This window comes from Acinetobacter sp. MYb10 (assembly GCF_002980175.2).
Classification (GTDB): Bacteria; Pseudomonadota; Gammaproteobacteria; order Pseudomonadales; family Moraxellaceae; genus Acinetobacter; species Acinetobacter guillouiae.
This window is the reverse complement of sequence record NZ_CP058272.1, coordinates 2,788,266-2,810,498: the sequence shown is the minus strand read 5'-3', so window position 1 is coordinate 2,810,498 and position 22,233 is coordinate 2,788,266. Positions and strand designations below refer to the sequence as shown.

Below are 22,233 nucleotides of genomic sequence, written 5' to 3'. Positions count from 1 at the left end.
GATCAATGCTATACAGACGAATAAATCCCATGACAGAGCCCAGTTTGATCAGTTTATATTTGCTTTAATGCAAAAGGGCTACCTTAAATTGATAGCCCTTTTCACCTTATCCAATCAGCTTAGCGTGGAGGAAAGCCCGCTTCTGATAAAGCATCAACCACTTGTTGCTGTGTTGCTGTTGTTTCAACTTTAACACTGTGACTTGGTGGATCGGCAATCACCTTAGCATTTTCATCTACAGATTGAATTGCTTTGGTTACACCACGTGCACAACCACCACAGGTCATATTTTCAATATAAAATTCCATATCTCACCCTGCTCTAAGAAGACTTAAACTTAAGATAAACCTTACCATAATTGTAAGGTCAAGTTTTAATGTTTAAAGTTTCATCGCAACGCTTTTTCAAAAATAATTTACAGTATTTTTAAGCCATCGATTGCTGAATTTTTTACGAATGCTAAATGCCAACATAGGCGAATGGTTTATATACAGAATTTATGCTTTGATAGTAAACTCTGCATTGAAATTGTGAATGATAAGAACATGATGATGAACAAAGACCATTTATATTCAGTGATTTACCAAGACATTCAAGATGCTTTCGCTGAGATTCAGCAGCTTACACAAGATCAGCATTTATGTGCTATTGGTTTGGGAATGGTTGAAGATTTCTGTGGTTTCTTTTATGTAGGATGCACATTAGAACAATTAAAAACCTTTGAAGACGTCTATGAAGCATGGTGGATTTCAGAATGGAGTTGTTCAAGTACTGCCAATAATCGTGTTCACGATGCAATCACGGCTTTGTATCAGGACTTGGGAGAGGATTATACAGATGAGCAATATAGCGAATTGCAAGCGCACTATCAAAAGACCATTATTCAAGCATTACAAGATTTAAGAACACAAGGAAAATTAAAAAACCAACAGGGTGAAGAAATTATTGTCATTATTCAATATGCAGACTCATCCGATGAAGATTTTGAGGACATTAGTTTCCCACAAATTAATCCTGAGTTTTTAGTGCCTTTATTTGAAAACCGCTTTCAGAAAAAAGCTGGTGAAAATTTATATGATTACCTATTAGAAAAATCAGCATCTTAAAATAACAAACCGAGCTAAAAAGCTCGGTTTCTGAAGAATCAGTATCTAAAATTAGATATCTGAAAGATCTACACCAATGCGAGTAGCCACTTCTTCATAAGCTTCAACAACACCACCTAAACCTTGACGGAAACGGTCTTTGTCGAGTTTTTTCTTGGTGTCTTTATCCCATAGACGGCAACCGTCTGGAGAGAATTCGTCACCCAAAACGATACGGTCATGGAACACGCCAAATTCAAGTTTAAAATCAACAAGAAGCATGTTGCCTTGAGCGAATAAATCTTTCAGCACAACATTGACTTTTTGAGTCAATTCTTTCATTTGCGCCAATTGTTCAGCATTTGCCCAACCCAATGCAATTGCTTGAGACTCGTTCACCATAGGATCGCCTAAAGCGTCATCTTTGAAGAACAATTCAAATGTTGGTGGAACAAGCTCTAAACCTTCTTCAACACCCAAACGACGGCATAATGAACCTGCAGCATAATTACGCATTACACATTCAACAGGGATCATTTGCAATTTTTTCACTAAAACTTCAGTTGGAGAAAGAAGTTTTTCGAAGTGTGTTTCAATACCAGCTGCAGCCAGTTTTTCCATGATAAAGGCATTAAAACGGTTGTTCACCTTACCTTTACGGTCTAGTTGCTCTATTTTTTCGCCATTAAATGCAGAAGCATCGTCACGGAAAACTAGAATTAGATGATCCGCGCTATCTGTTTCATAAACAGATTTCGCTTTACCAGTATAGAGCAAGGTTTGTTTTAACATGGGGGAACCTTTTGCAAAAAAAAATTGCCTAGAACGACTAGGCTGGCCAGTTTTGGTAAATCTGGGTTAATAGTTCTGCAGCTTTTTCTTTGTCTGCAAAGCTATTATCGGCGTTAAACACAGCAAGTGTGTTACTTGAACCTACAGAATTAAGTTTCAATACATAAGTTGAATTATCGATTTTTACAGTTGCCTCATTGGCATTTTTGCTTTGGCCGATAACCTTATGATTTAAGCTACTGAGGGTCGCAAGTGCGTACTGCCAAATTGTAGCAGAATTTCCATCAATTTTGATCAGTGGATTGCCATTTCCATCAGTTAAAATTTGAGGACGACCAACACTTTCAGTTGATGCAGAAACTTCATCAGCAGGTGCACTGATTTGAGCAACATCTGGACGAGGAACCTCGTAACGGTTGCCTCGTTTATTTTCAAATTTTGGTGCATGCTGAAGTGCAAGAGGGTCAACAATAGGAGCTGGATACATTGGCGTTGCAGGTCTAACTGTTGAACCTTCAGGGTAGCTAAGTGGCTCTACAGTGGTCGTGTTTTTATAATCTAAAGAACCATTACTGATTCCAAGGGAACTACAACCCGCCAAGCTTAAAGCTGAAATGGCAAGAGTTAAACCTAAACGTAATTGCATAATACTAAGCTCTTATTAAATGAGACCCACTGCTTTGAGTTCTTCACGCAGTGGTGCACGGTATTGTTCTGCTAGGGGAGTTAATGGTAAGCGAATGCCAGTACCAATTAATTCCATTTCATGAAGTGCCCATTTCACTGGAATTGGGTTCGATTCGCAAAATAGAATATTGTTTAATTTTGCAACTTGGTCATCTTTGCTTTTTGCTGTTGCAGCATCACCTGCAATTGCAGCGGCACAAAGTTCGCTCATGATTTTTGGTGCAATATTTGCTGTTACTGAAATATTGCCGTGGGCGCCTAACTGAATCAATTCACTCGCAGTCGCATCATCACCTGAATACACCACCATGTTTTTGCCTTTTAAACCATCAATCAGCTCTTTACCACGAGGAACATCGCCAGTCGCATCTTTAATTCCTACGATTTGAGGAATATCTGCTAAACGAATCGCGGTGTCGTTGTGCAGATCTACACCAGTACGACCAGGTACGTTGTAAAGAATGATAGGTAAATCAACAGCTTCAGCAACTGCCTTATAGTGTTGGAATAAACCTTCTTGCGTTGGTTTGTTATAATAAGGGGTAACTAAAAGTGCGGCATCTGCGCCGAGTTGTTTGGCTTCTTTGGTGAGTTCAATCGCTTCGTGTGTCGAGTTTGCACCAGTACCGGCAATAATTGGAATACGTTTATTGGCAACACGGATAATTTCTTTAATTACTTCTGTGTGTTCTGCCATGCTAAGAGTAGATGCTTCGCCAGTTGTACCGACAGCAACAATACTATTAGTGCCTTGTTCTATGTGCCACTCAACGAGCTTCTCGAGACCCTTCCAATCTACGCTGCCATCTTCAAACATAGGGGTGACGATTGCGACAATTGAGCCTTGAATGGTCTGTGCTTGCTGAGTCATTTTAAAAAAATATCCTATTTTTCCATCCACATGCGTTTGAGTAAACAAGGATTGGGATGGTTGCAGTATTTTGATTTGAGCGTGAAACAATCATCTTAAAGATTGCCTAATGCTTATGCAAATTATGACTGATTCAGCGTGTCAGAACAATATGCTTTAGTCAAAGCTTGGAAATTCTTTAACAAAAGCAACAAATCACTCACATTTCCAAGCAATTTTTTTAATTTTCATTTTTTTATCAAACATGACCGGCATGCAGTTTTAATCCAAATGCAGGGTAAAATCTATCCTCGCTAGAAAACAATTTTCTATTGGGCGGCTGAGTCTCGCTGTTTAGAATCTAGCGAACCGTTCTAGATGATTTCACGATTGATTTTGATAAGATGCTCGCAAATGTAGGCTTTTTTATTGTATGTTGAGTCATCGAGTATTTAAATTTTTACGATTAAAATAATAGTCATTTGGCCAATATAAGGGTAGGGAAATGTTGCAATCTGAGCGTAGCGCCTTGATCGTTGTTGATGTACAAAATGGTTTCACTTCGGGGGGAAATTTAGAAGTTGCCCATGCTGAGCAAATTATTCCAACCATCAATCAATTGGCACTACATTTTGACAATATTGTATTGACTCAAGATTGGCACCCTGAAAACCATATTTCATTTGTTGAGAATCATCCCAACCGTAAAGCTTATGACCTGATCAGCTTAGATTACGGCCCGCAAGTATTGTGGCCATCACACTGCGTACAAGGGACGCAAGATGCTGAATTCCATCCTGATCTAAACATACCAACCGCACAACTGATTATTCGTAAAGGCTTTCGTTCTCAAATTGACAGCTATTCAGCCTTTATGGAAGCTGATCATAAAACCACTACAGGCTTGACGGGCTATCTTAAAGAGCGTGGTATAGATACGGTGTATATCGTCGGGATTGCAACAGACTTCTGCGTCGCATGGACGGCCATGGATGCCGCTAAGTTAGGTTTTAAAGCCTTTGTTATTTCGGACGCGACCAAAGCAATTGATTTACATGGTTCTTTACAACACGCATGGCAGGAAATGCTGGCTGTCGGTGTAAAACGCGTGATCTCAAAAGAGATTTTCAACGCAGCATAAGCATAAAGACTTGCATCATTTGAGAAATATTACTGCTTTAGAACATCTTGTTTTAAGATAAGCCGAAATCCTCAATCTGCTTGGGTAAGGACAATGTCAGCAATTTTACGTTTTAGTCAGTTTGTACAAAAAACTTTTGCCCTATGGGTTGTGGTGTTTGCCTTTATTGCCTTATGTTTTCCAGCAGCATTTGTCTGGATGAAAGCATATATTCCATGGGTTTTAGGGATTATCATGCTGGGAATGGGTATGACCATGACCGTGGACGAATTTAAGAATGTCTTGTCAAATCCCAAAGCGGTTGTGATCGGTGTCGTTGCACATTTTGTGGTGATGCCCAGTGTGGCATTCTTTCTTTGTAAAGTTTTTAATTTACCACCCGAAATTGCGGTAGGAGTAATCCTTGTCGGCTGTTGCCCCGGAGGGACAGCATCCAATGTCATCACCTATATGGCCAAAGGAAATACTGCTTTATCCGTCACATGTACATCTGTTTCAACGTTTTTAGCGCCTATTTTGACACCTGCAATATTCTATGTGTTAGCCAGCCAGTGGATTCCGATTGATGCGGGTTCAATGTTTATCGACATTCTTAAAGTGGTAATTTTTCCAATTATTTTGGGCGTGATTTTAAGAAGCTTATTTAAACAAAAGACTGAGCAATATATTCAAGTGATGCCTTTGATCTCTGTGATTGCCATTGTGGTGATCGTGGCAGCAATTATTGCAGCCAGTAAGGCTTCAATTTTGCAATCGGGCTTGCTGATTTTGGGTGTGGTGATTTTACATAATGGTTTAGGCTTTTTATTAGGCTATTGGGCAAGTCGTGTATTCAACCTATCTTATCCTGACTCTAAAGCTGTTGCGATTGAAGTGGGGATGCAAAATTCTGGTTTAGGTGTGACCTTAGCGGCAATACATTTTGCAGCATCTCCAATAACCGCAGTGCCAAGTGCTATTTTTAGTTTATGGCATAATATTTCAGGGCCTGTTTTAGCCACGTATTGGGCAGCGAAAGCAGATAAAATGGCTGAAAATAAACAATAATACTATTTTAAAATTTACCTTTCATTTAGAGAGCTTTGGCTCTCTTTTTATTTATAGTGCTTATTCATACGCTAACTGTTTTAAAAACTCATCCTCAGTGAGTACGCTAAAGCCATGTTGTTCGAGTAGGGCTACGGTAACCCCTTTGCCTGATATTTTATGCCCTGAAAATGATCCATCATAAATCATCTGTGAACCACAAGAAGGACTGTTGGCTTTTAAAATAATATGTGTAACTTGATGGTATTGGGCGAGTTTTAGGGTTTTTTCTGCACCCAAAATAAATTCAGCCGAAACATCATCACCATTGGCGTCTTTTACTTTGGCTTGCCCTTTTAAAACTTGATAACCATCACCACCTACGATTTCAGCAGGTTGCCGAGGTGTACTTAAGCCGCCTGAAACTTCAGGACAAATCACTACGGCTTGTTGCTTGTCTAGCAGTTGTTTAAGCTTGTGTTGTAGGCAGTTCTTGGCATCGTAGCGAACATTTTCACCCACAAGACATGCACTAATCAGATATTTTTTCATTATCTTGAGGTTAATTCGAGTTGCATTAAATTCATACCAATATCATATAAATCGGTTTTAAAGTCGATGCTTAATTTCTCTGTAAAAGCAAAATTTTTATAGAATTTTTTTGCACGGGTATTGGTTTTCAATACTTCCAAAAATACAGAAGTTTGTTGATGTTCACGTGCAATATCAATCGCATTTTGCATAAGTGAAGATGCAAAATTTTTCCCAACCGCTTCTTTAAGCAAGTAAATTTTCTGTAATTCTGCACCAGTAATATCTAAATGTGGTTCATATTGGTTGATACTTAACTTGGCATATCCAATAATTTGCGCTTGTTCATTTTCAAGCAATAGCCAAACTTGATCAGGATCTCGCAGAGATTCGGACAAATTTTCTAAACTAAAATTTTGATTGAGAAAGTTTTGTAGGCCTTGTTCTGACCAAAGATCAGCAAAATGTTGGCGATATGTGGTGCAGGCAAGCTGATTGAGTTGCTTGAGATGGATTGGTGTAGCTGGATAAATTTTCATTATATTTTGTCATCAAATGACGCTTTGCTATACCTTGAATTTGTATTCAATCATGGATGAATTTCATGGGATAATCAATCCGAAATAGGGAAAATGAATCTTGTTATGAGTGTGTATGTTGATCGTGCTAAAGTTCCGTTTAAAGGCCAAGAATGGTGTCATTTGATGGCAGATACACTGGAGGAATTACATCACTTTGCGCAAATGTTGGAAATCGATGCCCGTTTATTTCATCGCTCTGCCTCTTATCCGCATTATGATATTACCCTGCAAATGCGTGTAATGGCGATTGCTTATGGCGCAATTGATGCCGATCGAAAAACCATTATTGCCTGTGGAAAAAAGCTGAAGCTACAACTCAACCAATCTTTATAAAGTATTGGTTTTTATTTCAGCTTGATAAAACCGTATCTCCAGAAAAATACTTTATCGCGATTAAGTCTTGTCCTTATGAGAAGCACAAGAGTAGAATCTTTTATGATGAAAAATTATGAACAACGATTGTGATTAATATATGACTTTTAAAGACGGCTCAACAGAAATATCGCAAGACGAGATTATTATTCTGGCTGAAACTTTTCGACTTTTAGGAGATGCCTCACGTCTCAGAATTCTTTTATTCTGTATGCGTGGACCTAGTCCAGTAGGCGATATCTGTGAAGCACTCGATTTGTCGCAATCTTTGGTTAGTCATCATTTACGTTTATTACGTTCAGCACGCTTGGTGAAAAGTGAGCGTCAGGCCAAACAAGTCTTATATGAAATCGCTGATACGCATGTCAGTCATGTTCTGTCTGATATGGCAAAACATATTGCAGAAGAGCAGTGTGGTTAAATTTTCTATTTTTTAAATCGATTTTAAAACTAAAGTGAATTTCAAAATGTGGATGCCACAAGGCAACAATCAATGACCTTGTGGCACTTTGTGCTTGATCCATATTGATCTTAATGACTATGTCCAGCATGAGGATCAATTTTTGTCGGTTTTTCAAGGCTACAGCTGCTATCACCTTGCCAATCAATCGCGACAGTTGGATGTTCAATATCAAATTTGGTTTTTAATTCATGTTCAATTTGTTCGGTGAGTGTCTTGATATCAACACCTGCTTCAGGTTGGACATGTAATGTTGCCATTGCTCTTCCTGAAGTAATCATCCATACATGAATATGGCTAATTTTCTGAATGCCTTGAACGGATTTTAATAAGTGAGTGGTGATATCTGTTGTATTCGCATTGGCAGGCGCACCTTCTAATAAAATATGAATGGTTTGTTTAAACAAAGACCATGCACTGCGCAATACAAGTAATGATACAAGCACAGACAAAATAGGATCAATCGGTGTCCAGCCTGAGTACCAGATGACGATTGCAGCAATAATTGCAGCAACAGAACCCAATAAGTCACCCATCACGTGCAGAATCGCACCTTTGATATTTACATGATTCGTATCATCTCGTGTGAGGTACCATAAAACAAAGATATTCACCAACATACCAACAATTGCGACAATAAACATCGGTCCTGCAAGTACGGGTTGAGGTGATTGAAAGCGTACAATCGCTTCATAGACGATCCATCCAACAATCCCAAACAATGTTAGAGAATTGATCAGACCTGCAATCACTTCAAAGCGCATATAGCCGAAAGTACGTGATTTATCCGCAGTACGACGCCCAAAGCGAAACGCTGCATATGCTAATCCTAATGCAAGTGCATCCGTCATCATATGGCCTGCATCAGCTAACAGTGCCAGTGAACCAGATATGATTCCCCCAGCAGCTTCAACAAGCATAAAACTGAAAATAATGAAGAAAGAAATCAGAATTTTTCTTTCATTTCCTGTAGTTGCTTCAGGTACATGTGCGTGGTTGTGATCACTATGGCTATTATGGGGGTGATTATGATTGTGTCCCATAAGGACCTCTGAATTGGATTATTTACATATGAATATATGTTCATATGTTTGTTTTGTCAAATAGCTTCATGTTAATTTTTTATTGCATTGTGAATCAAAAAATTTTAAAAATCTGATGTCATAAGGCACTTAGGTTTAATAAAACAGAATAGAAATAAAGTTTTTAAAACGAACTGATTCACTTTCGAGCTTATTTACTTTGATACGAAGTAAAAAGGAGGCTATTTTTCGCTCAGGGATTTTGTTGGTTCAAGTTTAAGAAGATGGTTTTTGTTCAGGTTATTTTTAAATTGATGGATCTATAAAAATCAGGCATAAAAAATCCACACATTCATGCAATTTTATCGCACGGTTTGTGTGGATTGCTTGAGCTATTGATATGTGTATGAAACTTAATTTATTTCATACACTACAATAAGTAACTGATTGATTATTCAACCGTAACTGATTTTGCTAAATTACGAGGTTGGTCTACGTCAGTACCACGTAATACCGCAACATGATAAGACAACAATTGCACAGGTACACTATAAACGATTGGCGCTAACCAAGTATTGACCGTTGGAACATAGACAACATGTTGGCGTTCTTTAGCCACGATACCGCTATTTTCATCAGCAAAAACAAACAGTTCACCACCACGTGCTTGGACTTCTTCCATATTGGATTTAAGTTTATCCAGCATGTCATCATTCGGTGCAAGAATCACCACAGGCATATCATTGTCGACCAAAGCCAGTGGGCCATGTTTCAATTCACCCGCAGCATAACCTTCGGCATGAATATATGAAATTTCTTTAAGTTTTAATGCACCTTCAAGCGCAATTGGGAATTCTGTACCGCGACCCAAGAACAAGCAATGCTGTTTCTCTTTGAACAGAACAGACAAACGTAAAATTTCTGCATCATTTTGTAAGGTATCTAAAATGACTTTAGGGATATGCCACAACGCAGAAGTGATTTCATCAATACGTTCAGCTGAAATGGTTTGCTTAACTTGACCAAGTTTAAGGGTCAATAACATCAAAGCCGCAAGCTGTGTGGTAAATGCTTTGGTTGATGCGACCCCAATTTCAGGACCAGCTAGGGTTAATAAATGATGATTTGTTTCACGAACCATAGATGAGGTCGCGACATTACAAATCGTCATGGTATAGATATTCACCCCTTTTGCTTTGGCACGCTTTTGGGTATCACGTAATGCAGCCAAGGTATCTGCAGTTTCACCTGATTGGGAAATACAAACATACAAGGTGTTATCTACAATCACAGGCGAGCGATAACGGAACTCACTGGCAATTTCAACTTGGCAAGGCAGATCAATCAGTTGTTCAAACCAATATTTTGCAATCATTCCCGCATGGTAGCTGGTACCACAAGCAAGCACTTGAACTTGCTGAACATTTTTAAAATCTATTTCAGCATTTTGTAAAAAGTCTTCTCGTAATGTATTGCCATTTAAAGCTTGAGAGATCGTTTGTTGAATTGCTTCAGGTTGCTCAAAAATTTCTTTGAGCATGTAGTGTTTATATTCACCTTTAGAGGCATTACTCACGGTTGCATCCAGCTCTTTCACCGGACGATCAACCAATTGATCATTAACAAAAACTTCAATCGTTTCACGAGTTAAACGCGCAATATCACCTTCTTCAAGATAGATAAAACGGTTGGTCACAGGTAATAGTGCCAATTGGTCTGAACTAATAAAGTTCTCACCAATACCGACACCAATGACTAAAGGTGAGCCTTCACGAACAGCAATTAATTCATTTGGGTAATCGGTATGCACAATCCCCAGTGCATAAGCACCTTTCAGTTGAGGTACGATTTCTTCAACGGCTTTTAATAAATTTGGCGATGATTTTAGTGCTTCAGTAATTAAGTGAGCAACGACTTCAGTATCGGTTTGAGATGTAAACACATAACCCAAAGCTTCAAGATCATCTTTAAGCTCTTGGTAATTTTCAATAATACCGTTATGTACCACTGCAACATGCCCAGAAATATGCGGATGGGCATTGTTTTCAGTTGGTTTACCATGGGTTGCCCAACGTGTGTGTGCAATACCCACAGAACCTAAAATATTCGACTCTGCAACCGCGCCTTCTAAATTTGCAACTTTACCAACACGACGTTCACGTAAGATTTGCCCCTGATCAACTAGAGCAACACCCGCAGAGTCATAACCACGATATTCAAGACGTTTTAGGCCTTCAATTAAAATATTTGTAATGCTTCGTTCAGCAACGCCACCAACAATACCGCACATAATAATATCCTCTTATTTCTTGACCTTTTGGGGACGTTGATAATTTTCTTTCGAAATTTGTTTTGCACGTTCAAATGCAAGACTGTTGTCTGCTACATCATGGGTAATCACTGAACCCGCACCTGTGGTTGCGCCATGCCCAATTTTAATCGGTGCAACCAGTGAGTTGTTGGTTCCAATAAAGGCATTATCACCAATGATGGTTTTGTGTTTATTGGCGCCATCATAATTACAGGTAATTGTACCTGCACCGATGTTTGAACCCGCACCAATTTCTGCATCGCCTAAATAGGTGAAATGATTGGCTTTTGAACCGAGACCAACAGAAGTGTTTTTCACTTCAACAAAGTTACCGATATGAACTTCATCTGCCAATTTCGCACCTGGACGTAGTCGTGCAAAAGGACCAATGTGTACATCTGCACCAATCACTGCATCTTCAAAAACACTATACGGTTGAACTTTGGTTCCTGCCGCAATTTGAGTATTTTTGATAATACATCCTGCGCCAATTTCAACGCCATTTCCGAAAGTACATTGACCTTCAATAATCACATTAATATCAATACGAACGTCAGTACCCGCAGTGAGTTGACCACGTAAATCAAAACGTGAAGGGTCAATCAAATGCACGCCTTGTTGCATCAATAATTTGGCTTGATAATTTTGAAATTCACGCTCTAATGCTGCAAGTTGAATACGATCATTTACGCCTTCAACCTCAAAAGCCAATTCTGGTTGAATGGATGCGATTTCCATACCATCCGCTAAAGCCATTGCCACGATATCAGTGAGGTAGTACTCGCCTTGAGCATTGTCATTGCTGAGTTTAGGTAACCATTCATGTAATTTGGCATTGCTCACACAGTAAATACCTGTGTTGATTTCTTTAATTTGACGTTGTTCATCAGAAGCATCTTTATGTTCAACAATCGCTTGGATTTTTCCATCCTTACGTACGATGCGACCGTAGCCAGTAGAATCATCAAGCGTTAATGTGACTAAACCGATGCCTGTTTGACTGGATACATCAACCAAGCGTTGTAGGGTACTTTGTTGTACGCAAGGCACATCACCAGAAAGGATCAAAGAAATGCCATCTTGGGGCAAAACAGGTAAAGTCACTTTAACGGCATGACCCGTACCGAGTTGTTCGGTTTGCTCTACCCATTGAATATTTTCATGTGCAAATGCATTTTGAACTAGATCACCACCGTGACCAAAGATTGTAATGATATTTTTTGCTTGTAATTGTTTTGCTGTTTCAATCACATGACCGAGTAGTGGGCGTCCTGCTAAAGGTTGGAGTACCTTGGGTAAACTAGAACGCATACGTGTTCCTTTACCTGCAGCAAGAATGATCACAGTTGTAGACATATCACACCTAACAGATCTGGCTTAAGCCATTTTAAAATATAAATAAATCACGATACATATTGCTGCCCAGAGGCCTGCAATAATATCGTCAAGCATGATCCCAAAGCCACCATCGACTTTTTGGTCAATGACACGAATAGGCCATGGTTTCCAGACATCAAATAAACGGAACAGTGCAAATCCAACCAGTGCCCAAATCCAATTCATTTGTCCTAAATAAATTAAAGGCAGGAACGTGATTGATTGCCCAGCAAACTCATCCCAAACAATGCGCCCATCATCATGCACATGGATAATCTCTGCGGTTTTCCCACAAATCCAAATACCGACCAATGACATGATTATGATGGCCAATATGGAGCCATAAAAACCAATTGCAAGCCAAATCGGAATAAACAAAAGCGCAAATGCTGAGCCAAATGTACCTGGTGCTTTAGGCGCTAAGCCTGAACCAAAGCCCACACCGCAGAACACAATAAAGCGTTCAGCCCATGTCATACTTTTAAAGACAATCGGAGGTTTATGCAAAGTGTTGGTACCCTTGAAGTTGAAGTGGATGGTCTAAGCCATCTTTCTCAAATACAATCCCAGATTTTTGTGTAACTTGGCCGATGATTGTAGTGGTTACATTTGGTTTTAATTGCAAAAGTTTAGCATAATTTTGCATAGTTATTGTAAAGCATAACTCATAATCATCTCCGCCCGCTAAAGCATATTTCCATTGCTCATTGTTGCTGAGCTGCCTTAAAGTTGGATGAATTGGGAGTTGATTTAAATCTATTTTTGCACCGACACCCGAGGCATCTAAGATATGCCCGAGATCTTGAGCAAGTCCATCTGAAACATCAATCATACTGGACGCCAAGTCTTTTAACAGAGCACCTAATTCGCAGCGCGGTGTTGGGTAATCTAGACGTTGTTGTAGTGGATGTCCTAAATGTTTTAGCCCAAAAGCGGCATCACCAATCGAGCCACTGACTACAATTAAATCATCGACTTGTGCGCCAGAACGGGTAATGGCTTTGCCTGTTTCAATCCAGCCCAGTGCAGTGACGGTAATAGTGAGATGTGGACTTTGTGTGGTATCACCACCAATTAAACGTACGCCAAATTGATCGCAACAATCATATAAACCCTGACTAAATTGTTTTAGCCAGTCATGATCAATTTGGGATAGGCTCAATGCGAGTAAAATACTGTGGGGTTTTGCACCCATTGCAGCAATATCTGACAGATTGACAGCAACAGATTTCCAGCCAATGGCATGTGGAGAGGTTTCTAGCGGAAAATGTCGACCAGCGACAAGGGTATCCGTACAAATCACCAATTGATGATTCAAAGGCGGGGAGAGCAGAGCTGAGTCGTCACCGACGCCTAAATCAACATCAGTTTGCTGCTGACGATTGAAATAGGTCTCAATAATTGAAAACTCAGCCATGTAAAAACAACTTATTTGCTTTGTTGCTTTTCTGCTTCACGCAGGCTTGTTGCTAAACGATCTAATACACCATTGATGTATTTATGACTGTCAGCACCACCAAAGTGTTTTGCCAGCTCAATGGCTTCATCGAGTACAACTCGATAAGGGACTTCAAGATGGTCTTTGAGTTCGTATGCACCTAAACGTAATGTAGCAAGTTCTACACCGTCCAATGCACTCAGTTCACGATCCAGAACAGGAACAAGTAAAGCATCCAATGCTTCATGGTTTGCGATCACGGCTGTGAGCAACTCATGATAATAGCCGAGATCCACTTTATGCATTGCGTTTTCAACACGGGTACGTGCTTCAATTTCATGCACTGGGTTGTGGCTCATTTGCCATTCATAAATCCCTTGTACAGCAAAGCGACGTGCTTTACGTTTTGCTGCATAAGTAGCTTGGAGTGTTTGCGACATGCTTTAAATTGCCTTTAACAGGTTAACCATTTCAATAGCAGTAAGGGCAGCTTCACCACCTTTATTACCTGCTTTTGTACCAGAGCGTTCAATCGCCTGTTCAATACTGTCCGTAGTCAATACACCATTGATTACAGGTAGGCCAGTATCTAAACCAACTACACCTAAACCTTTGGCACATTCACCTGCAACGAAGTCGAAATGTGGCGTACTACCACGAATCACTGCGCCAAGTGCGATCACTGCATCGAATTTACCAGAAGCTGCTAATTTTTTAGCCACAACTGGAAGTTCCCATGCGCCCGGTGCATGAACGACAGTGATATTATCGTCGCTTACACCATGACGATGCAATGTATCAATTGCACCTTCTAATAAATGTTCAACAACAAAGCTGTTAAAACGACCAACTAAAATCGCGTAACGGTCTTCGCTCGCGAGATGTAATAAACCTTCAATTCGGCGAATCGCCATGGCAACCTCGATAATTTAACAGATAAGTGGTTGTACCGACTGCTTTTATTTCCCGACTAAAAACCTAATTGAGCAATAAATGCAGTCTGATTAAAAATTATTGACCCGTTTTTTGGTCAGCAGTGATGTATTCCACCACTTCTAAATTAAAGCCTGATAATGCATTGAAACGTAATGGTGAGCTAAGAAGTTTCATCTTTTCAACACCGAGATCACGTAAAATTTGTGCACCAACACCAATCGTTTGGTATTGCTGTGAAAGTGCAGCATTTGATTTTGTTGGTTTTGGCTTACCAAGTTCTGCCAAAGCAGGGCCTAAGTCAGATAAATGACGTTGACCAATCCAGACCAAAACCCCTCGATCACTGTCGGCAATCGTTTTGAGTGCTTTATCGAGGTTCCAAGCAGGCTCACCATCTTTTTTATTGAGTTTCAATAAATCACGTACAGGGTTGAAACCATGTACACGGACAGTTGTCACCCCTTGTTTCGGTTCACCTTTGACCAAAGCCAAATGAATGTCTGGATTACCAATTTCACGGTAACGGTATAAATCAAAGGTACCGTATTCAGTATCTATACTTTGTTGATCCAAACGTTCTACGGTTTGTTCATTGGTCATACGATAATGAATCAGATCAGCAATTGTACCAATTTTTAAGCCATGTTTCTCAGCAAATACTTCAAGATCAGGACGACGTGCCATCGTGCCATCTTCATTGATAATTTCACAAATCACCGACGCAGGCTCTAAACCCGCTAAACGAGATAAGTCACAGCCAGCTTCAGTATGTCCAGCACGGTGTAATACACCACCCGGTTGTGCCATCAATGGGAAGATATGTCCAGGTTGTACAATATCAGCAGGTTTGGCATGTGCTGCAACTGCAGTTTGAATGGTATGGGCACGTTCTGCGGCAGAAATACCAGTAGTAATACCATTTGCCGCTTCAATAGAAAGCGTGAAATTTGTACTGTGTTGTGCGCCATTATGGTCGACCATTAATGGTAGATCGAGTTGCTTACAGCGGTCACGACTCAGTGTTAGGCATACAAGACCACGAGCATGGGTGATCATAAAGTTGATGTCTTCAGGGCGTACGTGTGTTGCAGCAATGACTAAATCGCCTTCATTTTCACGATCTTCGTCATCCATGAGGATAACCATTTTACCTGCACGGATATCTGCTACAAGCTCTTCAACAGTATTGAGCGGCATCAACCTTCACCTTTTTGTTCTGTCGTATGACATTTTCATTGAGTACATTCGGAGCATAGTCTAACGTGTTTTTACGTATTTTGCCTATGCTTATCATCTTCCTTTGAGATAGATAGTTATACACAAGCTTGTAGGGCAATGAAAAGAGAAGAAAATTGAAACATTGCGATTTAGTATAAAGATCAGACACTCATTTCGAAAAAAATAAGATTAACTTATCGGAAATTGAGCGTAATAAAAGAAAAACCCTCACACTTTAAAAAAGAGGAGGGCTTGATAGATGGTAAATATTCAATTCTCTGAGATTGCTTCAGAATTCGGTGTATTTTTCTTACCTTTTAAAATCTCAGTACGAATATTTTGTGCAAGTTCAGCACAGTCATTATTCATACCATTGATCATAAATGAGTGACGGGTCAACACATTGGTTGGATTTGGCAAGGCAACCAATTGATAACAATCACCAATATGCTTGAGTTGATCATTGCTTAAATACAATGCCATTTCTTTGGCAATTAAATGATTCACCAAGCGCTCAGCCGCTTGAGACGCATCAAGTTGCATCGCCTCTACTGAGGTGGTGACCGCACAACGCGTCTGTAACACAAAGCGCTTATCTTCACGGTAACGTTTATACAGAACTTCTGACAATAATTGAAATACCGAACCAACCATTAATATAGATTGTGCTGCATTGGGTTTTTCAGCATCAATACTCAGGATTGCACCATTCTGATTAAATTCTTGATGAATGGTGAAATCTTTTGCATTCAATTTGAAATGCTGTGCGCAAAGTTCAATACTTTTATTCAGAAAAATCTGACATAAATTAAAATAAGGCAGTGAAACCGACTGGTTGACCGTATTCATCAGTTGCTTTGGATCATAGTACTGAATATTCAGTGCCAAAATCTCTTGGTCATTTTCCAGTGTCTTGGTTACAGGAGTTTTGGGTTCAGGTTTTGCTTTGGCTTGCGCTTGTTGTTGAGCTTGGGCAATCGCAATCGTGCGATTGGCTTTCTCAGCTTCAAGTGCTTCTGTCAGTTGTTGAATCTCATGTTTTAAACGGGCTTCATTGTTGATGCGAGCCAAATATTCACTACGTGTTGGACGAGCGATGGCACGGTAGGCCAACCATAAGAAGGTATGAATCAATAAGGACACTAAAATAGCCAGCCATTGGGTACGTAAAATTTCACCAATGCTTGGCTTGATCAAGGTAATTTCAATAGTGCCGACTTTTTTCTCGTTCTGTAATGCATCACGAACAAAAACTTCACCTTGACGCGTTTTTGCCATACCACTGGTTGCCAGTACTTGTTTTTTAGCATCAAGTATTCGAATCGAAGCCACACTTGGATTGGTCGCATAGCGATTTGCCAACAGCGCCAATGACACCGTATTTGCGGGTTCGAGTTCAGATAGGCTGTCCGTGACCAATTGGCTGGTCATGAGTTGGCCTTGGCTGGCACGGTTTTCATTCAACTGATGTGTTGTTGCAACTACCAATAAAAAGGTATGAAATGCAAAACTTACAATAAGTAGGCTAGCAAATAGCCCTTGTCTTGGCGCATTCAACGTAAACTTCCAAAGCAAAAAATTTCGATTTCGATTATGATTCTTCCAATTGTTGTAGCTCAGACCCGAGTCAATTCATGCGAGAAATCATTCTTATTTCATTTTTAGGACCTGACCAACCCAATCAGTTTACTCGATTAATGCAAGTGTTGTCCGTACATTCTTTGCAAATATTAGATGTAGGACAGGCGGTCATCCATAATCAATTGACTTTAGGTATTGTAGTGTCGTCAAACGATCAAACTGCAACAGCTTTAGCCATGAAAGACATCCTTATTTTAGCACATGATATTGGTTTAACTGTTCGTTTTAAGCCGATTTCAGGCGCAGAATATGACCAATGGGTGAGTGAAGGTGGGCGCACACGTTATATCGTGACCGCTTTAGCACCAGAGCTCACAGCCGAACATCTGCAAGCGGTGACCAATATTGTTTCAAGTCAAGGTTTTAACATTGAAACAGTGACGCGCTTGTCGGGGCGTCCCGAGCGTAATGGACACCAAGATGGACTGAAACGTTCATGTGTTCAATTCGGTTTGAGTGGGCAAATGCTGGATGCACAGGCGATGCGTGCCGCATGTTTACGGCTTTCTGCTGAATTAAATATTGATGTCGCGGTGCAGGAAGACAATGCCTATCGCCGTAATCGTCGCTTAGTCTGCTTCGACATGGACTCGACTCTGATTGAGCAAGAAGTGATTGATGAACTTGCTAAAGAAGCAGGGGTGGGCGATAAAGTCGCTGAAATCACTGAACGTGCAATGCAAGGGGAGTTGGATTTTCAACAAAGTTTCCGTGCACGCGTTGCTTTACTTAAAGGCCTTGATGCCACAGTATTGCCTCAAATTGCTGAACGACTAACCGTGACAGAAGGTGCCGAGCGGTTAATCTCGACACTGAAATCATTGGGTTATAAAACTGCGATTTTATCTGGTGGTTTTCAGTACTTTGCTGAATATCTACAAGAAAAATTGGGCATTGATGAAGTGCATGCCAATATCCTTGATGTTGAAAATGGTGTTGTGACAGGTGAGGTTAAAGGCCATATCGTTGATGGTGCGCGCAAGGCGTATCTCTTGACTGAATTGGCTGGAAAAATGGGGATTTCACCTGAGCAAGCGATTGCGGTTGGAGATGGCGCAAACGATTTACCGATGCTTTCAATTGCAGGGCTTGGAGTCGCATTCCGTGCTAAACCTGTGGTTCGCCAAAATGCCAATCAAGCTATTTCAAGTGTAGGTCTAGATGGTGTGCTTTATCTTTTAGGCGTGCATGATAAAGATTTGTCCCGTGCTTAAATGACATGGGTTATATTGCAGAATCATGACAAATAGCGACTTTAAGTCGCTATTTTTTATTTGAAAATGAATCACTTTGCTGCCATTCGCGCTCAATAAAACAGCTTGATAAAAATATTCGTTTTAGAACTTAAAAAAAGTTTTTCAGGGATTAAAAGCTGTGTGTATTTTTTTGTAATGACACTGCATGATTGATGGTAATTAGTTTGTGAGAAAAACAGGATTCTTAAAAAATGTAATGACAAATGAATGTTGCGACAAAGTGTGTCGTTTAAGCAGAAAACAGCGCTTTCCTTCTCTTAAAAACTATACATAATGCAAAGCATAAGCTTCTATAAGGTGATTTAAGAAAAATTATAAAGCTTGAAATTGTTGTGAAACACCTATTTAAACGGTTTTTTTATAAGGCATCATTTTGACGGAGGTTGTTATGGTATCAACAACATTTGCAACATTGATTGGATTCGGTCTAATTGCTGCAGCGTTGGCTACCGTTTTCTTTTCCCCTTATCGTCATTGGTTAGGGTTTATGTTTGCAGGCATGATCTTCTGGGGCACCTTGGAAGCAATGCGTTATAGTGTACAGAACATCTTTGATATTTCGGTCGCATATAGCTATTTAACCGCGATTATGTTGGCGATGTCTGCATTGATTGCTCTCTTATTGCGTGAAGACAGTCGTGCACAAAAAGCATTGGCAAATCGCCAATATATTGAACATACCCCAGTCTATGAAGATGAATAAGTTTTGAGTGAAAACTTCAGTCAATATGAACGCTAAGATAACAATAGTGACTTTAATTACACGAAAAAAATCAATTTAGACATTCCAAGGTATATCATAATGGTATACCTTTTTTTCAGTTTATACTTTGCTCTGAAAGCCATGTCTACGCAATGACAAGTTATGCTAGGATGAGCAAATTCGAATCTAATTTAAAAAACAACAGGCTTAAATGTCATGAAACTTTCTGCAATTCCAGTTGTGAAGTTACCAATCGTTGATGCAAGTACAGATCCACTGGATTTGCTTGTATTGGGTTTAGCACTTCGTATGAAACAATTGGCTCGTACCAGTCCAAAATTTATTGAATTGACCCATGACCGTCAGTTCCGTATTCAGATTGGTACTGACTTGGGCGTGGCACGCCAAATTATTGTGAACAATGGTCAAATTGATACAGTTTCAGGTGCTGAACAAAAAGCTGATTTTGTTTTACAGTTTGCTGACAGTGAGCAAGGTGTAAAAACTTTGGTAAAAGGCGATCCAACAGCTTTTATGACGGGTATGCAAAACGGCAGCATCAAAATGGAAGGCGATTTCAGTTTGTTGGTCTGGTTTAACCAAGTGGCTAAACTGATTCCACCAAAAGTTCCAAAACCAGTAAAAGATAAAATTAAATTGGCACGTCAATTCTTAAAAGAGAAGATTGGACGCTAAGCGAATCGAAAATCTTAAAAAGCCCGATCTGATCGGGCTTTTTAAGATTTAAACATTGGTATTAAGATCAAGCTTTTGATTATTCAGCTTTTAATTATTCAACTTCCAAGTTAAAGGTCACAGGCCCATCATTGACCAAATGCACTTTCATATCCGCTGCGAAAATACCCGTCTCAACATTTTTAAATTGTGATCGAGCATAATCAACCAATTGTTGATACAGTGCCTGGGCTTCAGCGGGCGGCATGGCTGGCCCAAAGTCTGGACGCAAGCCTTTTTGCGTTTGTGCCATTAAGGTGAATTGAGAGACCAATAAAATCCCGCCATTGGCTTGGCTGACGTTCCAGCCCATTTTGCCTTGTTCGTCATCAAAGAAACGATATTTCAAAATTTTATCAATTAATTTTTGACCTTTTTCAAAATTATCTTCCTTCGCTAAGCCTAGAAAAACCAAAATTCCTTTTTGAATTTCTCCCGTGGTTTCACCATCAACAACGACTTTGGCTTCTAACACTCTTTGTAATAATGCGCGCATATAAACAATAAGACTAAAATACGATAGCGCTATTCTAACAGGGAAAACCCTGTAAGTTGATGCGAGTAGGCCATTGCTGAAAAGTTGAAGCTGTTAATAAGCTTTTGAATAAGAATAGAATTTATAAAATTATCATATGAGTAGATAAATTGAAAAAATAATTCTGCTGAGATTTATGTTGAGCTTAACTGAAAATATAGTTCATCACTTATAAATGATTACGTTATCTCAGTGAAAAATATGCTTTAATAAAAACAGCATAGCGAAATTAAAATAGATATGGCGCCAATCATCCAATCCTTGCTCGATACAGATTTATATAAATTTACCATGTTACAAGTGGTGCTACATAAATTTCCTCAAACGCACAGTGTGTATCACTTTCGCTGTCGTAATCTAGATGCTACGGTTTATCCCCTGACGGATATTCTGGATGATTTGAACGAGCAGCTCGATCATCTCTGCTTACTCAAATTCCAAGAAGATGAATTGCAATATTTACGCAGTATGCGTTTTATCAAAAGTGATTTTGTTGACTATTTAGAATTATTCCAACTCAAACGCCGTTTTATTAAAGCGGGTATTGATGAACAAGGTCGTTTAGACATTTGGGTTGAAGGCCCAATGGTTCAGGCGATGATGTTTGAAATTTTTGTTCTGGCGATTGTCAATGAACTCTATTTTAGCCGGATTCGTAATGATGACATTTATGTTGAAGGTGAACGTCGTCTACAAGCCAAAGTTGAATTATTAAAGAAATTTGAACAACAACAAGGCACTCAAGCTCCTCCATTTTTAGTCTCAGATTTTGGTACTCGTCGTCGTTATAGCCTAGATTGGCAAAGACATGTGATCCAGACCTTCCATGCAGCTGTACCCAATGTGTTTAGAGGTACCAGTAATGTCCTTTTGGCAAAGGAATTAAATATTCATCCAATTGGAACCATGGCGCATGAGTTTCTACAAGCATTCCAAGCGCTAGATGTCCGCTTAAGAGATTTTCAAAAAGCGGCTTTAGAAACCTGGGTACAAGAATATCGTGGTGATTTGGGCATTGCCTTGACCGATGTGGTCGGTATGGATGCATTCTTACAAGATTTTGATTTGTATTTTGCCAAGTTATTCGATGGCTTACGTCATGACAGTGGTGACCCATTTGAATGGGGCGATAAAGCTTATCAGCACTACCGAAAACTAAAAATTGATACTAAAACCAAGATGCTAACCTTTAGTGATGGATTAGATATTGAACGTGCATGGGCGTTGTATCAATACTTTAAAGATCGCTTTCAAGTTAGTTTTGGTATTGGTACCAATTTGACCAATGATATGGGGCAAACACCACTCAATATTGTGTTAAAACTGGTGGAGTGTAATGGTCAATCGGTGGCGAAAATTTCAGATAGTCCCGGAAAAACCATGACGGATAACGATACTTTCTTGGCTTACTTACGACAGGTCTTTGAAATACCTGAAGTTGTCGAAGCAGTGAAAATTGATATCTGAATTTTTGCTAAAAGAATGTGAAAAATCAGCATATTGGTAAAAAACACTGTGCTAAGATCATTTGTGCTC

At 39.6% G+C, this 22,233-nt stretch carries 25 protein-coding genes; 9 read left to right on the top strand and 16 right to left on the bottom strand.

The features are described 5' to 3' along the window. Nucleotides 1-119: 119 nt before the first annotated feature. Nucleotides 120-308: a heavy-metal-associated domain-containing protein gene (locus CQZ96_RS13185; protein ID WP_004818287.1), complete on the bottom strand. Its 189-nt coding sequence runs from the start codon at nucleotides 306-308 to the stop codon at nucleotides 120-122. A gap of 237 nt (nucleotides 309-545) precedes the next feature. Between CQZ96_RS13185 and CQZ96_RS13180 the strand changes: the two genes are divergently transcribed. Beyond that, nucleotides 546-1,106, top strand: coding sequence for a DUF4303 domain-containing protein (locus tag CQZ96_RS13180; RefSeq protein ID WP_016539551.1), 561 nt, complete (start codon nucleotides 546-548; stop codon nucleotides 1,104-1,106). Nucleotides 1,107-1,157: 51 nt separating this feature from the next. On the opposite strand, the gene purC is transcribed toward CQZ96_RS13180, so the two are convergent. From purC to dapA, 3 genes are read right to left on the bottom strand one after another with little or no spacing between them, the layout of a single operon-like run. After that, nucleotides 1,158-1,877 carry a phosphoribosylaminoimidazolesuccinocarboxamide synthase gene (purC, locus tag CQZ96_RS13175; protein WP_004818291.1) on the bottom strand — a complete coding sequence of 240 codons (720 nt, stop codon included), beginning with the start codon at nucleotides 1,875-1,877 and terminating at the stop codon, nucleotides 1,158-1,160. A 37-nt stretch (nucleotides 1,878-1,914) separates the two neighbouring features. After that, entirely contained in the window at nucleotides 1,915-2,523 is a 609-nt protein-coding gene (locus tag CQZ96_RS13170; protein WP_004718797.1) for a hypothetical protein, read from the bottom strand. Between the two features lie 15 nt (nucleotides 2,524-2,538). Then, on the bottom strand, nucleotides 2,539-3,435 hold the full coding sequence (dapA, locus tag CQZ96_RS13165) for a 4-hydroxy-tetrahydrodipicolinate synthase (protein WP_004718795.1): 897 nt from the start codon (nucleotides 3,433-3,435) through the stop codon (nucleotides 2,539-2,541). Between the two features lie 484 nt (nucleotides 3,436-3,919). On the opposite strand from dapA, the gene pncA reads away from it, so the two are divergent. Both pncA and CQZ96_RS13155 read left to right on the top strand, forming a co-directional pair. After that, nucleotides 3,920-4,555 (top strand): bifunctional nicotinamidase/pyrazinamidase, encoded by a 636-nt coding sequence (gene pncA / locus CQZ96_RS13160; protein ID WP_105713925.1) that lies wholly within the window; start codon nucleotides 3,920-3,922, stop codon nucleotides 4,553-4,555. A gap of 93 nt (nucleotides 4,556-4,648) precedes the next feature. Then, nucleotides 4,649-5,602 (top strand): bile acid:sodium symporter family protein, encoded by a 954-nt coding sequence (locus tag CQZ96_RS13155; RefSeq protein ID WP_105713924.1) that lies wholly within the window; start codon nucleotides 4,649-4,651, stop codon nucleotides 5,600-5,602. A gap of 60 nt (nucleotides 5,603-5,662) precedes the next feature. Here the strand turns inward: CQZ96_RS13155 and CQZ96_RS13150 are convergent, their stop codons facing one another. Together CQZ96_RS13150 and CQZ96_RS13145 are read right to left on the bottom strand one after the other, a co-directional pair. Beyond that, nucleotides 5,663-6,133: a DUF523 domain-containing protein gene (locus CQZ96_RS13150; protein WP_228722722.1), complete on the bottom strand. Its 471-nt coding sequence runs from the start codon at nucleotides 6,131-6,133 to the stop codon at nucleotides 5,663-5,665. After that, nucleotides 6,133-6,651 carry a GNAT family N-acetyltransferase gene (locus tag CQZ96_RS13145; RefSeq protein ID WP_105713922.1) on the bottom strand — a complete coding sequence of 173 codons (519 nt, stop codon included), beginning with the start codon at nucleotides 6,649-6,651 and terminating at the stop codon, nucleotides 6,133-6,135. The genes CQZ96_RS13150 and CQZ96_RS13145 overlap by 1 nt, the downstream gene beginning before the upstream one ends. 105 nt (nucleotides 6,652-6,756) lie before the next feature. Between CQZ96_RS13145 and CQZ96_RS13140 the strand changes: the two genes are divergently transcribed. Both CQZ96_RS13140 and CQZ96_RS13135 read left to right on the top strand, forming a co-directional pair. After that, entirely contained in the window at nucleotides 6,757-7,026 is a 270-nt protein-coding gene (locus tag CQZ96_RS13140) for a DUF4031 domain-containing protein (RefSeq protein ID WP_004718783.1), read from the top strand. Nucleotides 7,027-7,165: 139 nt separating this feature from the next. Beyond that, nucleotides 7,166-7,486, top strand: coding sequence for an ArsR/SmtB family transcription factor (locus tag CQZ96_RS13135; protein WP_004718782.1), 321 nt, complete (start codon nucleotides 7,166-7,168; stop codon nucleotides 7,484-7,486). Between the two features lie 110 nt (nucleotides 7,487-7,596). Here the strand turns inward: CQZ96_RS13135 and CQZ96_RS13130 are convergent, their stop codons facing one another. The 9 genes from CQZ96_RS13130 to CQZ96_RS13090 form a co-directional block, all read right to left on the bottom strand. Continuing rightward, nucleotides 7,597-8,568, bottom strand: coding sequence for a cation diffusion facilitator family transporter (locus CQZ96_RS13130; protein WP_105713921.1), 972 nt, complete (start codon nucleotides 8,566-8,568; stop codon nucleotides 7,597-7,599). A gap of 430 nt (nucleotides 8,569-8,998) precedes the next feature. Continuing rightward, nucleotides 8,999-10,837: a glutamine--fructose-6-phosphate transaminase (isomerizing) gene (gene glmS, locus CQZ96_RS13125; protein WP_056517067.1), complete on the bottom strand. Its 1,839-nt coding sequence runs from the start codon at nucleotides 10,835-10,837 to the stop codon at nucleotides 8,999-9,001. A gap of 12 nt (nucleotides 10,838-10,849) precedes the next feature. Beyond that, nucleotides 10,850-12,214, bottom strand: coding sequence for a bifunctional UDP-N-acetylglucosamine diphosphorylase/glucosamine-1-phosphate N-acetyltransferase GlmU (gene glmU, locus CQZ96_RS13120; protein WP_105713920.1), 1,365 nt, complete (start codon nucleotides 12,212-12,214; stop codon nucleotides 10,850-10,852). A gap of 21 nt (nucleotides 12,215-12,235) precedes the next feature. After that, on the bottom strand, nucleotides 12,236-12,712 hold the full coding sequence (locus CQZ96_RS13115; RefSeq protein ID WP_016539097.1) for a phosphatidylglycerophosphatase A: 477 nt from the start codon (nucleotides 12,710-12,712) through the stop codon (nucleotides 12,236-12,238). Between the two features lie 22 nt (nucleotides 12,713-12,734). After that, nucleotides 12,735-13,652, bottom strand: a complete 918-nt coding sequence (gene thiL, locus CQZ96_RS13110) for a thiamine-phosphate kinase (RefSeq protein ID WP_105713919.1) — start codon at nucleotides 13,650-13,652, stop codon at nucleotides 12,735-12,737. Nucleotides 13,653-13,663: 11 nt separating this feature from the next. After that, the gene (gene nusB, locus CQZ96_RS13105) at nucleotides 13,664-14,113 is read right to left on the bottom strand and encodes a transcription antitermination factor NusB (protein ID WP_004718751.1); all 450 of its coding nucleotides are present in this window, start codon (nucleotides 14,111-14,113) and stop codon (nucleotides 13,664-13,666) included. A gap of 3 nt (nucleotides 14,114-14,116) precedes the next feature. Next, nucleotides 14,117-14,587: a 6,7-dimethyl-8-ribityllumazine synthase gene (ribE, locus tag CQZ96_RS13100; RefSeq protein ID WP_004718750.1), complete on the bottom strand. Its 471-nt coding sequence runs from the start codon at nucleotides 14,585-14,587 to the stop codon at nucleotides 14,117-14,119. A 97-nt stretch (nucleotides 14,588-14,684) separates the two neighbouring features. Beyond that, a complete protein-coding gene (gene ribBA, locus CQZ96_RS13095) occupies nucleotides 14,685-15,806 on the bottom strand; it encodes a bifunctional 3,4-dihydroxy-2-butanone-4-phosphate synthase/GTP cyclohydrolase II (protein ID WP_004818315.1) in 1,122 nt (373 codons plus the stop codon). Nucleotides 15,807-16,097: 291 nt separating this feature from the next. Then, the gene (locus CQZ96_RS13090; RefSeq protein ID WP_105713918.1) at nucleotides 16,098-17,384 is read right to left on the bottom strand and encodes a hypothetical protein; all 1,287 of its coding nucleotides are present in this window, start codon (nucleotides 17,382-17,384) and stop codon (nucleotides 16,098-16,100) included. A gap of 77 nt (nucleotides 17,385-17,461) precedes the next feature. On the opposite strand from CQZ96_RS13090, the gene serB reads away from it, so the two are divergent. From serB to CQZ96_RS13075, 3 genes are all read left to right on the top strand, one after another. Continuing rightward, on the top strand, nucleotides 17,462-18,682 hold the full coding sequence (gene serB / locus CQZ96_RS13085; protein ID WP_004718743.1) for a phosphoserine phosphatase SerB: 1,221 nt from the start codon (nucleotides 17,462-17,464) through the stop codon (nucleotides 18,680-18,682). Nucleotides 18,683-19,112: 430 nt separating this feature from the next. Continuing rightward, nucleotides 19,113-19,427: a ciprofloxacin tolerance protein AciT gene (gene aciT / locus CQZ96_RS13080; RefSeq protein WP_004818318.1), complete on the top strand. Its 315-nt coding sequence runs from the start codon at nucleotides 19,113-19,115 to the stop codon at nucleotides 19,425-19,427. 216 nt (nucleotides 19,428-19,643) lie between these two features. Next, nucleotides 19,644-20,123, top strand: a complete 480-nt coding sequence (locus CQZ96_RS13075; RefSeq protein ID WP_004718739.1) for an SCP2 sterol-binding domain-containing protein — start codon at nucleotides 19,644-19,646, stop codon at nucleotides 20,121-20,123. Nucleotides 20,124-20,217: 94 nt separating this feature from the next. Here CQZ96_RS13075 and dtd read toward each other — a convergent pair whose 3' ends face one another. Further along, on the bottom strand, nucleotides 20,218-20,658 hold the full coding sequence (gene dtd, locus CQZ96_RS13070; protein WP_004818319.1) for a D-aminoacyl-tRNA deacylase: 441 nt from the start codon (nucleotides 20,656-20,658) through the stop codon (nucleotides 20,218-20,220). Between the two features lie 279 nt (nucleotides 20,659-20,937). Here dtd and pncB point away from each other — a divergent pair, with 279 nt between their 5' ends. After that, nucleotides 20,938-22,164, top strand: coding sequence for a nicotinate phosphoribosyltransferase (gene pncB / locus CQZ96_RS13065; protein ID WP_004718736.1), 1,227 nt, complete (start codon nucleotides 20,938-20,940; stop codon nucleotides 22,162-22,164). Nucleotides 22,165-22,233: the final 69 nt, after the last annotated feature.